Here is an 11,061-nt window from a genome sequence, read left to right as displayed (position 1 = left end):
ATTGTTTGTGTTTTTGTTATAAGTCTGGGGGGATTAACATAACTCTGCGCCGCCCCCCCCCGCCCCCCGGCCGCCCCGCACACCCGAGGGGTGCGGGCCGGCCGTCCGACGTCTGACGTGGGGTCAGTTGTCCTTGATCTCGCAGAGCGCGGCGCCGCTGCTGACGCTGGCACCGACCTCGGCCTTGAGGCCGACGATGGTGCCGGCCTTGTGGGCGTTGAGCGGCTGCTCCATCTTCATGGCCTCCAGGACGACGATCAGCTCGCCCTCGGCGACGACCTGGCCCTCCTCGACGGCGACCTTGACGATGGTGCCCTGCATCGGCGAGGCGAGGGTGTCGCCGCTGACCGCGGAGCCCGCCTTCTTCGCGCCGACGCGGCGCTTGGCGACCTTGGTGCCGGTCGCCGCCGGGGCGCTCGCGACGCCCAGCGAGGACGGCAGCGAGACCTCGATCCGCTTGCCGCCGACCTCGACGACGACGGTCTCGCGGCCCTCGGCCTCCTCGCCCTCGGCGCCGGCCCCGGCGAACGGCGGGATGGTGTTCTGGAACTCGGTCTCGATCCAGCGGGTGTAGACCGAGAACGGCGCGTCGCTGCCGTGCACCTCGGGCGCGAACGCCGGGTCGGTGACCACCGCGCGGTGGAACGGGATGGCGGTCGCCATGCCCTCGACCTTGAACTCCTCCAGCGCACGGGCGGCGCGCTGCAGGGCCTGCTGCCGGGTGCTGCCGGTGACGATCAGCTTGGCGAGCAGCGAGTCCCAGGCGGGGCCGATGACCGAACCGGTCTCGACGCCGGCGTCCAGGCGGACGCCCGGGCCGGACGGCGGGGCGAACAGCGACACCGTGCCCGGGGCGGGCAGGAAGTTGCGGCCCGGGTCCTCGCCGTTGATGCGGAACTCGATCGAGTGACCGCGGATCTCCGGGTCGTCGTAGCCGAGCTCCTCGCCGTCGGCGATCCGGAACATCTCGCGGACCAGGTCGATGCCGGTGACCTCCTCGGAGACCGGGTGCTCGACCTGCAGACGGGTGTTGACCTCCAGGAAGGAGATCAGGCCGTCCTGGGAGACCAGGAACTCGCAGGTGCCGGCGCCGACGTAGCCCGCCTCGCGGAGGATGGCCTTGGAGGCGCGGTACAGCTCCGCGTTCTGCTCGTCGGTCAGGAACGGCGCGGGGGCCTCCTCGACCAGCTTCTGGTGGCGGCGCTGCAGCGAGCAGTCACGGGTGGAGACGATCACCACGTTGCCGTGCTGGTCGGCCAGGCACTGGGTCTCCACGTGCCGCGGCTTGTCCAGGTACTGCTCGACGAAGCACTCGCCGCGACCGAAGGCGGCGACCGCCTCGCGGACGGCGGACTCGTACAGCTCGGGGATCTCCTCGAGCGTGCGGGCGACCTTCAGGCCGCGGCCGCCGCCGCCGTACGCCGCCTTGATGGCGACCGGCAGGCCGTGCTCGGTGGCGAAGGCGACGACCTCGTCGGCGCCGGACACCGGCTCCGGCGTGCCGGCGACCAGCGGGGCACCGGCGCGCTGGGCGACGTGCCGCGCGGTGACCTTGTCGCCGAGGTCGCGGATGGCCTGCGGCGGCGGGCCGATCCAGATCAGACCGGCCGCGATCACGGCCTCGGCGAAGTCGGCGTTCTCGGAGAGGAAGCCGTAACCGGGGTGGACGGCGTCCGCACCCGCGTCGGCGGCCGCCTTGAGCACCTTGGCGATGTCCAGGTAGCTGGTCGCGGGGGTGTCGCCGCCGAGCGCGTAGGCCTCGTCGGCCGCGCGGACGTGCAGCGCGTCCCGATCAGGCTCGGCGTAGACGGCGACGCTGGCGATACCGGCGTCCCGACACGCCCGGGCGACGCGGACAGCGATCTCTCCGCGGTTGGCGATGAGCACCTTGCGCACTGTGGCTCCCTTCTTGAACCTCGTTGAGTCTAGGGATCTGAGGGCACTACCGGCGAGTAGTCCCTGGTGGTGAGCTAGCCCACACGGAGCGTCACCCGATTTCGTGATCACGCGACCACGCAGCGGCAGACCCCGCTGGTAGAGACGCTACGCGCCGCGGTCCGTCGCGGCGCGCAGCGGCCCCGGGCCGTCGGTGCGGGCCCGTGGCCTTCGCCACACGGAGGTCAGGCCGCCGCCGTGGCGGCCGCCGGCGCCGGCCTGGCGGTCGCCTTGGCGGTGACCTCCGCGGCGAGCTCGACCACGTCCGGACCGTACGCCCCGGGGTTGACCACCTTCAGCACCACCACGAACGTGCTGTCCGTGCCGTGCCGCCGCGCCAGCGCGCGGTGGTTGGCCGCCAGGTAGCGGACCGCCGCGTGGTTGGACGTGGAGGTCTGACCCGATATCAGGAAGACCGGCCGGTCACCCGATCCGGCGTGCACCCTGGCCAGGAGGGCGTACACCGGCACGCCCTCCTGCACCGGCCGGGTGAGCGGGAACTCCTTGTCGCCCACCGTGATCGTGAGGTCGGTGTCCCCCGCGGCGGAGGTCACCCCGGGCAGCCAGGACGCCAGGTGGGCGGCCGTCCGGTTGTTGCTGGACGGCCCGCCGAGGCAGAACTCCGCCTTGGCGCCGAGCCCCTGACGCACCTGGTCGTGCGCCACGATCTCGGCCCGCGCCCCGCACTCGCGCACCAGGGCGGCGAGTTCCATCAGCGCGTACACGTCGTTGCGTGCGACGGCCGTGGAGGCGCGCGCCCCGGCGTCCCGATTGACCACCAGGAGGCACTCGGTGCCCTCCGGCATGCCGAAGAACCGCTGGGTGCGCTCCAGCCGGCGCCGGCGGCGCACGGTCTGGGCGAGCCAGCCGATGCCCGCGCTGATGGCCGACGCCACCAGCCCGAGCACCACGTTGAGGACGCTGTCGGTCATGTCCCCCGCTCCTTCCGGCCGACGGCTGCGTCAGCCTATCGGGGGACGGTACGGGGCCGGGCTGGCCCGCCGCGACAGTAGTTCGCCCCCGGTTCTGTCCGATTCCGCAGGGCACTGTGCGGAGCGGACCGTTCCGCTTCGCGTCGCCGCCGGTGGAGACTGGTATGGACCATTGACGCTGCCTGCGGCTCCCCCTAACGTGACGCCCCGTCGGGCGGCGGCCGGCCGCCCTCGGCCCGGGGAGACGATGTGATGCGGACCACCACGGCGCTACGGCTCGCGACCGCGCTGGCGGCGGCCGCGGTGCTGGCGGGCTGCTCCTCCGGCGGCGGCACACCCGCGCCCGCGGCCGCGAGCGGCCCGGAGAGGTACGGCTGCCTCACCGAGGAACAGGCCGCCAAGGGGTCGGTCACCGTCGACGGGCTCGCCCCGGTGCAGGCCTACTTCCGCGACTCCGACACCGGCGGCGCGAAGACCGCCGTCGTCCTCTCGCACCAGAACGGCGGCAGCCTCTGCGACTGGATCCCCTACCTGGACGCCTTCACCAAGGCCGGCTACGCGGTGCTGCCCTACACCGCCAACGGGAACGTCTCGGACAACATCCAGCAGGTGGCCGGCTACCTGAAGACCAAGGGCATCGCCGCCCTGGTGCTGGTCGGCGCGTCCAAGGGCGGCACCGGCTCGATCGTCGCCGGCTCGCTGCCCGACCTCGCGGTGCCGCCCGCCGCGGTCGTCTCGCTCAGCTCGGCCGAGTCCTTCGGCGGCGACAGCGCGAGCAACGCCGTCAAACGGCTGACCGTCCCCGTGCTGTTCGCCGCCGAGGCGGGCGACCAGCCCTTCGCCGACTACGCGCACGGCCTGCACGACACGGCCGCCGCCAAGGACAAGCAGCTCAAGATCTACCCGGGCTCCAACCACGGCGCCCCGCTGCTCTCCGACGGCGCGATGCCCGACGTGCTGGCCTTCCTGGCCCGCACCGCGCCGCCGAAGCGCTGACGCGCGGGGGCTCAGACCCAGAGGTCGGTGATCCGCACGCCCAGGTCGGCCAGCAGGCGGCGCAGCAGCGGCAGCGACAGGCCGATCACGTTGCCCGGGTCGCCGTCGATGCCCTCCACGAACGGCGCCGACCGGCCGTCCAGGGTGAACGCCCCGGCCACGTGCAGGGGCTCGCCGGAGGCGATGTACGCGGCGACCTCCTCGTCGTCCGGGGTGCCGAAACGGACCGTGGTCGAGGCGGTCGCCGAGGACTGCCGGCCGGTCGCGGTGTCGACGACGCAGTGGCCGGTCTGCAGCACGCCCGACCGACCGCGCATCGACCGCCAGCGCTCCAGCGCCTCGGCGGCGTCCGCGGGCTTGCCGAGCGCCTGCCCGTCCAGCTCCAGCACCGAGTCGCAGCCGATCACCAGCTCGCCGTCGGACAGGCCCGCGGCCACCGTCTTGGCCTTCGCCTCGGCGAGCACCAGGGCGAGTTCGGCGGGGGTGGCGGCGGTCAGCGCGTCCTCGTCGACCCCGCTGACCCGGACCTGCGGGTCGAGGCCGGCCTGGCGGAGCAGCCCGAGCCGGGCGGGGGAGGCGGACGCGAGGACGAGGATGCGGCGATCGGTCATGCCGCCCAGCCTAGGGGCAACCGGCGAGAGCGAGGGCGCCCCCGGGCAAGCCCTGCCGGAGGGCCCTACCGCACCAGCAGCACGGCCGCGACGAAGCCGAGGACCGCCAGCAGCAGGCCGGCGCGGCGGAGCATCCGCTGCGCCCTCCGCGCTTCCGGGGAGGGCTCGTCGCGGGGGTCTGACCAGAGCACCTCACCAGCCTGCGCCGCGGCCGCGGACGGCGCCTGAGTACGCGTACTCAAACCCTCGTCCTCCGTCCGGAACCCTTGACGTGCGGGGCGGCCGGCCCTCCAATGGTCCGGACGACTTGTCGCGTCCATGATCCGTGCGGGCGGAGGACGCGGCAGCGCCACCAGGTCAGGGACTCCCCGGGTGCCCACCGGCGTCCGGCTTCCGCATGTTCCAGCCGAGGAGACGTACCGTGTCCCGTTCGTCCGTCAGATTAGAGGCCGTCCGCCCGTATGCGGTGGCCCTGTTCCGCGTCGTCGCCGGCCTGTTGTTCACGGCCCACGGCGCTGCCTCGCTGTTCGGCGTCCCGGCCAGTGGCCGGGGCGGCGCGACGGTGGAGGCGTGGTCCTGGCCCGGCTGGTACGCCGCGGTCATCCAGCTCGTCGGCGGCGCCCTGGTGCTGCTCGGGCTCGCCACCCGGGCCGCCGCCGTCGTCTGCTCCGGCTCGATGGCGTACGCCTACTTCTCCGTGCACCAGGAGCACGCGCTCTGGCCGATGCAGAACGGCGGCGAGCCGGCCGCGCTGTTCGCCTGGGTGTTCCTGCTGATCGCGGTGCTCGGCCCGGGGGCGGTGGCGCTGGACGGCCTGCTCGGCCGCCGGCCGGTCGCCACGGGCTGACCGGCCCGCCGCAGCACGCAGAACGGCCCGGCGCACCGCCCCGCGCAGGGGGGTGCACCGGGCCGTCCGGCGGCTCGGCTGCTAGCGGGCCCAGCCGGAGGTCCGCCAGGCGGCGGGGCCGGGGGCCGGCATGGTGCGCATCTTCCGCGCGTGGTCGCGCCACGGGGATGCCGGGCCGCCCGCCCGGCCGGCCGCCTCGGCGGCGGCCTGCGCGGCGGCGGCCCGGGATTGGACCACCGCCAGGACGGTGGCCAGCTCCTCGGGGGTCGGCTGCCCGTGCAGCACCTGGATGGGGGCCATGGGTCGATCCTCTCCCGGAACGGACTACAGCGGAATGTTGCCGTGCTTCTTCGGCGGCAGCGTCTCCCGCTTGCCGCGCAGCGCCCGCAGTCCGCGGACGACGTGCCGACGGGTCTCGCTCGGCGCGATGACCGCGTCCACGTAGCCGCGCTCGGCGGCCAGGTACGGGTTGAGCAGGGTGTCCTCGTACTCGGCGACCAGCTCGGCGCGGCGGGCGTCGACGTCCTCGCCCGCCTTGGCGGCCTCGGACAGTTCGCGGCGGTAGACGATGTTGGCCGCGCCCTGGGCGCCCATGACGGCGATCTGGGCGGTCGGCCAGGCCAGGTTGAGGTCGGCGCCGAGGTGCTTGGAGCCCATGACGTCGTAGGCGCCGCCGAAGGCCTTGCGGGTGATCACGGTGATCAGCGGCACGGTGGCCTCGGCGTAGGCGTAGATCAGCTTGGCGCCGCGGCGGATGATGCCGTCCCACTCCTGGCCGGTGCCGGGCAGGAAGCCGGGCACGTCGACGAAGGTCAGCACCGGGATGTTGAAGCTGTCGCAGGTCCGCACGAAGCGGGCGGCCTTCTCGCTGGCGTCGATGTCCAGGCAGCCGGCCAGGTCCATCGGCTGGTTGCCGACGATGCCGACCGGGTGGCCCTCGACCCGGCCGAAGCCGGTGATGATGTTGCCGGCGAACAGCGGCTGGGTCTCCAGGAACTCGCCGTCGTCCAGGACGTGCTCGATCACCTTGTGCATGTCGTACGGCTGGTTCGCCGAGTCCGGCACGATGGTGTCGAGTTCGAGGTCCTCGTCGGTGATCGAGAGGTCGGCCTGCTCGGGGTAGGCCGGCGGGTCCGAGAGGTTGTTGGAGGGCAGGTACGACAGCAGGTTCTTGACGTACTCGATCGCCTCCTTCTCGTCCGCGGCCAGGTAGTGGGCGTTGCCCGACTTGGTGTTGTGGGTGCGGGCGCCGCCCAGCTCCTCCATGCCGACGTCCTCGCCGGTGACCGTCTTGATGACGTCCGGGCCGGTGATGAACATGTGCGAGGTCTGGTCGGCCATCACCACGAAGTCGGTGATCGCGGGGGAGTACACCGCGCCGCCGGCGCAGGGGCCCATGATCAGCGAGATCTGCGGGACGACGCCCGAGGCGTGCACGTTGCGGCGGAAGATCTCGCCGTACAGGCCGAGCGAGACCACGCCCTCCTGGATCCGGGCGCCGCCGGAGTCGTTGATGCCGATGACCGGGCAGCCGGTCTTCAGCGCGAAGTCCATCACCTTGACGATCTTCTCGCCGAACACCTCGCCGAGGGAGCCGCCGAAGACGGTGAAGTCCTGCGCGAAGACGGCGACCTGACGGCCGTCGACCGTGCCGTAGCCGGTCACCACGCCGTCGCCGTACGGCCGGTTCTTCTCCTGGCCGAAGTTGGTCGAGCGGTGCCGGGCGAACTCGTCGAACTCGACGAACGAGTCCTCGTCCAGCAGCTCCACAACCCGCTCACGCGCCGTCAGCTTGCCCTTGGCGTGCTGCTTCTCGACGGCCGCGGACGAGCCGGAGTGCACCGCCTCGTCGATCCTGCGCCGCAGGTCGGCGAGTTTCCCGGCGGTGCTGTGGGGGTCGTACGGCGCCTCGGTCATTGAGGTGGCTCTCCCTGGTCCTTGGCCGCTCCCGAAGCCGACGACGGCATGAGGGCAGGGCGGCACTGCGACTACCGCCAAGTAGCGTAGCCAGCCGCGCGCGAATCGTGTTATGGCCAGCGACACAGTGTGTCGGCCCTCCCTTCTGCGGCACGATGGAACGGCCTGTGGCCGGGGCGCCCGCAGCCGCCTCCGCGCACCCCCGCCGGCACCGCGCGGGGCCCGCGCGCCCCCTGCGCCGCGGCGGCCTCGCCGGTGCCCCGTCGGTAGGCTGGCCAGGTGACCGACGCCGAGCAGCCCGAGCCCACCCGTCCCCGCCGCAGCGGCCTGCGCGGCCTCGGCCAGGGCGCCGGACCCTCCCCCTGGACGGACCTCGAACGCCCGCCGCTGGACACCGTGGCCCTCCGTCGCGACCTGGTCGTCCCCGGCGGCCTGTGGACCTCCTTCGACGTCGTCACCGAGACCGGCTCCACCAACACCGACCTCGCCGCCCGGGCCCGCGACGGCGCCCCCGAGGGCGCCGTCCTGGTCGCCGAGGCCCAGCACGCCGGCCGCGGCCGGATGGAGCGCCGCTGGAGCGCCCCGCCGCGCTCCGGCCTCTTCCTGTCGATGCTGCTGCGGCCCACCGGCGTGCCGGTCGAGCGGTACGGCTGGCTGCCGATCCTGGTCGGCGTCGCCGCGGCCGCCACCGTCGCCAAGATCGCCGAACTCGACACCGGGCTCAAGTGGCCGAACGACCTGCAGGTCACCGTCGGCGGCGAGGAACGCAAGATCGGCGGCATCCTCACCGAACTGTCCGGCGGCGCCGTCGTCGCCGGACTCGGCATCAACGTCTCGCTGCGAGCCGAGGAACTCCCGGTGCCCACCGCGTCCTCGCTCGCCCTCGCCGGCGCCGCCGTCACCGACCGGCAGACCCTGCTGCGCGGCCTGCTGCGCGAGTTCGCCGAGCTGTACGGCGAGTGGCGGGCCGCCGCCGGCGACCCGCACGCGAGCGGACTGCTGCCCGCCTACACCGCCCGCTGCACCACGCTCGGCCGCCCGGTGCGGGTGCAGCTGCCGGGCGAGCGCGAACTCACCGGCGAGGCCGTCGCGGTGGACGGCGACGGACGGCTGGTCGTCCGCACCCCGGACGGTGCCCGCCACCCGGTCGCCGCCGGCGACGTCGTGCACGTCCGCCCGGAGCGTCCGGACTCCGCCTGATCCGGACGGATGCCCCGGATTGCGGGATTCCGTGCGAACATTCCACCTGGCAGCGGTGTGAGGCGCGCCACTACCCCCGGGTGGTCGGCCGCCCTTGACAGGCAGGACAAGAGGAAGTGCGGCGACCGCACGGGGATGGACCGGTGGCAGACGAGGAATCGGGCAACGGCAACGGCGGCCACGGCACCGGCGGGGCGGGCGAACGCACCGTCGCGCTGGACCTGGAACGGCTGATCCTCGACGCCCCGCGCAAGTACACGCCGTACCAGGCGGCCCGCGCGGCCGACGTCCCGATGGACCTCGCCACCCGGTTCTGGCGGGCGATGGGCTTCCCCGACATCGGCCAGTCCCGGGCGCTCACCGACAACGACGTGATCGCCCTGCGCCGCCTCGCCGGCCTCATCGAGTCCGGGCTGCTCAGCGAGCCGATGGCGATCCAGGTCGCCCGCTCCACCGGCCAGACCACCGCCCGGCTCGCCGGCTGGCAGATGGACACCTTCCTGGAGAACCTCACCCAGGCCGTCGAGCCCGGCCTCACCCGCGCCGAGGTCGCCTACCCGCTCACCGAGCTGCTGCTGCCCGAGCTGGAGCAGTTCCTGGTGTACGTCTGGCGCCGCCAGCTCGCCGCCGTCACCGGCCGCGTGGTGCACGCCGCCGAGGACAACGAGATCACCAGCGGCCGGCTCGCCGTCGGTTTCGCCGACCTGGTCGGCTTCACCCGGCTCTCCCGCCGGCTGGAGGAGGAGGAGCTCGGCTCGCTCGTCGAGACCTTCGAGACCACCTGCTCCGACCTCATCGCCGGCCAGGGCGGCCGGGTGGTCAAGACGCTCGGCGACGAGATCCTCTACGTCACCGAGGACCCGGCGGTCGCCGCCGAGATCGCCCTCTGCCTGGTGGAGACGCTCGCCAAGGAGGACACCATGCCCGCGCTGCGGGTCGGCATGGCCTTCGGTACCGTCACCTCCCGGATGGGCGACGTCTTCGGCACCACCGTCAACCTGGCCAGCCGGCTCACCTCCATCGCCCCGCGGGACGCCGTGCTCGTCGACGGCGAGTTCGCCACCGCGCTGGAGCAGACCGGCGCCGTCCCGCCGTACGTGCCGGACGACCCGGCGGGCCGGCAGGCCGAGGGCGGCTTCCCCTTCCACCTGCAGCCGATGTGGCGGCGCCCGGTGCGCGGCCTCGGCCTGGTCGAGCCCTGGCTGCTCACCCGGAGCCACGACCCGGAGTGACCGCGGGCCGCCGCGTGCCGCGAACCCCCGCGACTTCACCTTGACAAATCGGGCAATGCCTTACCAAATCGCCATAATCTTGGTCCAGGATGGATGCGCACCAGGGCGGACCAAGGGACGAGGCGATCCGGTTGAGCGGTGAGGCGGACAGCGCGGCGGACGGAGCCGGCCGACCCCCTGCCACCCCGGACGCGCGCCTGCGCGCGGTCGTCGAACTCGCCCACGACATGGCCGGGGCGCTGACCCCGCTGGAGGCCGTCCGGGCCGCCGCCGTCCGCGCCACCGCCGCGCTGGGGGCCACCATGGCCGCCGTCTCGGTCTGGGACCGCGAGTCCGGCCGGCTCCGGGTGCTCGCCAACTACGGCGAACTCGCCGCCGGCGAGGAGGAGTTCCCCGAGGACGAGTCCTACCCGGTGGCCGACTTCCCGGAGATCGTCACCTACCTCGACGAACACTGGACGACCGGCCGGCTGCCCCGCGCCTGGGTGCAGACCGCCGAGGACACCGACCCCGGCCCGGCACCGGACCACCCGGCCGCCGGCGCCTTCTGCCTGCAGCGCGCCGCCGGACTGCGCCGGCGCGGTCGCGAGTGCTGCCTGGTCGCCCCGATCGTCCTGCACGGCCAGGCCTGGGGCGAGCTCTACCTCGCCCGCCGCGCCGGACTGCCGGTCTTCGACGAGGCCGACGTCGACTACGCCACCCTGCTCGCCGCGCAGATCTCCGCCGGTCTCTCGCAGACCGAACGCCTCGCCGACCTGCGCCGGCTCGCCTTCACCGACCCGCTCACCGGCCTCGCCAACCGCCGCGCCGTCGACGCCCGGCTGGAGAGCGCCCTGCAGGCCCACAACCGCGACAACACCGTCGTCAGCCTGGTCGTCTGCGACGTCAACGGCCTCAAACGGGTCAACGACCAGCTCGGCCACGAGATGGGCGACCGCCTGCTGGAACGGTTCGCCCACCAGCTCTCGCTCTGCGCCGCCAAACTGCCCGGCAGCCTCGCCGCCCGGCTCGGCGGCGACGAGTTCTGCCTGCTCGTCGAGGGCCAGAAGGCCGACGAGGTGGTGGCCGTCGCCGAGGACCTCTGCGCCCGCGCCCTGCAACTCACCGAGGGCGAGGGCGTCGCCTGCGGCGTCGCCTCCACCGGCGACTCCATCGGCCCGGTCTCCACCGCCGACCGGCTGTTCCGGCTCGCCGACGCCGCCCAGTACCGCGCCAAGGCATCCCGGGCCGCCCACCCCGTGGTGGCCGGCCGCAGCCACGGCCCCGGCTTCTCGCCCGACCCGACCGTGCTGCTCGCCGACGCCGCCGACCCGCACCACCGGGCCGACGGCCGCCGCGGCGGCCCCGGCCAGCGCGGCAACGCCGACCGCCGGCGCTTCCGCGGCCCCGCC

Annotated in this window: 11 protein-coding genes; 5 read left to right on the top strand and 6 right to left on the bottom strand. The window is 73.7% G+C overall.

Going from position 1 to position 11,061, the window contains the following annotated elements:
* Window positions 1-123: 123 nt before the first annotated feature.
* Together ABZ641_RS15880 and ABZ641_RS15875 are read right to left on the bottom strand one after the other, a co-directional pair.
* Window positions 124-1,896, bottom strand: a complete 1,773-nt coding sequence (locus ABZ641_RS15880) for a biotin carboxylase N-terminal domain-containing protein (protein ID WP_359982289.1) — start codon at window positions 1,894-1,896, stop codon at window positions 124-126.
* Window positions 1,897-2,120: 224 nt separating this feature from the next.
* Window positions 2,121-2,867, bottom strand: coding sequence for a hypothetical protein (locus ABZ641_RS15875; protein ID WP_344622102.1), 747 nt, complete (start codon window positions 2,865-2,867; stop codon window positions 2,121-2,123).
* A gap of 252 nt (window positions 2,868-3,119) precedes the next feature.
* Here ABZ641_RS15875 and ABZ641_RS15870 point away from each other — a divergent pair, with 252 nt between their 5' ends.
* A complete protein-coding gene (locus tag ABZ641_RS15870) occupies window positions 3,120-3,863 on the top strand; it encodes a hypothetical protein (protein WP_359982286.1) in 744 nt (247 codons plus the stop codon).
* An 11-nt stretch (window positions 3,864-3,874) separates the two neighbouring features.
* Here ABZ641_RS15870 and ABZ641_RS15865 read toward each other — a convergent pair whose 3' ends face one another.
* Together ABZ641_RS15865 and ABZ641_RS15860 are read right to left on the bottom strand one after the other, a co-directional pair.
* Window positions 3,875-4,474 carry a nucleoside triphosphate pyrophosphatase gene (locus ABZ641_RS15865; RefSeq protein WP_344622100.1) on the bottom strand — a complete coding sequence of 200 codons (600 nt, stop codon included), beginning with the start codon at window positions 4,472-4,474 and terminating at the stop codon, window positions 3,875-3,877.
* Window positions 4,475-4,539: 65 nt separating this feature from the next.
* A complete protein-coding gene (locus tag ABZ641_RS15860; RefSeq protein WP_344622099.1) occupies window positions 4,540-4,716 on the bottom strand; it encodes a hypothetical protein in 177 nt (58 codons plus the stop codon).
* A 155-nt stretch (window positions 4,717-4,871) separates the two neighbouring features.
* Between ABZ641_RS15860 and ABZ641_RS15855 the strand changes: the two genes are divergently transcribed.
* A complete protein-coding gene (locus ABZ641_RS15855) occupies window positions 4,872-5,321 on the top strand; it encodes a DoxX family protein (RefSeq protein WP_359982282.1) in 450 nt (149 codons plus the stop codon).
* A gap of 81 nt (window positions 5,322-5,402) precedes the next feature.
* On the opposite strand, the gene ABZ641_RS15850 is transcribed toward ABZ641_RS15855, so the two are convergent.
* Together ABZ641_RS15850 and ABZ641_RS15845 are read right to left on the bottom strand one after the other, a co-directional pair.
* Complete coding sequence (locus ABZ641_RS15850) at window positions 5,403-5,621, bottom strand: acyl-CoA carboxylase subunit epsilon (RefSeq protein ID WP_359982280.1); 219 nt, start codon at window positions 5,619-5,621, stop codon at window positions 5,403-5,405.
* A gap of 24 nt (window positions 5,622-5,645) precedes the next feature.
* Window positions 5,646-7,238, bottom strand: a complete 1,593-nt coding sequence (locus tag ABZ641_RS15845; protein WP_344622097.1) for an acyl-CoA carboxylase subunit beta — start codon at window positions 7,236-7,238, stop codon at window positions 5,646-5,648.
* A gap of 327 nt (window positions 7,239-7,565) precedes the next feature.
* On the opposite strand from ABZ641_RS15845, the gene ABZ641_RS15840 reads away from it, so the two are divergent.
* The 3 genes from ABZ641_RS15840 to ABZ641_RS15830 all read left to right on the top strand — a co-directional run.
* Window positions 7,566-8,438, top strand: a complete 873-nt coding sequence (locus tag ABZ641_RS15840; protein ID WP_344622191.1) for a biotin--[acetyl-CoA-carboxylase] ligase — start codon at window positions 7,566-7,568, stop codon at window positions 8,436-8,438.
* Between the two features lie 143 nt (window positions 8,439-8,581).
* A complete protein-coding gene (locus ABZ641_RS15835; protein ID WP_344622096.1) occupies window positions 8,582-9,670 on the top strand; it encodes an adenylate/guanylate cyclase domain-containing protein in 1,089 nt (362 codons plus the stop codon).
* A 227-nt stretch (window positions 9,671-9,897) separates the two neighbouring features.
* The coding region (locus ABZ641_RS15830) for a sensor domain-containing diguanylate cyclase (RefSeq protein ID WP_359982292.1) at window positions 9,898-11,061 on the top strand (1,164 nt) is incomplete at its 3' end.

It is taken from the genome of Kitasatospora sp. NPDC007106 (genome assembly GCF_040634455.1).
In the GTDB taxonomy this organism is placed as follows: domain Bacteria; phylum Actinomycetota; class Actinomycetes; order Streptomycetales; family Streptomycetaceae; genus Kitasatospora; species Kitasatospora arboriphila.
The sequence above is the reverse complement of the archived record's forward strand: the minus strand, read 5'-3'. Positions and strand labels throughout refer to the sequence as shown.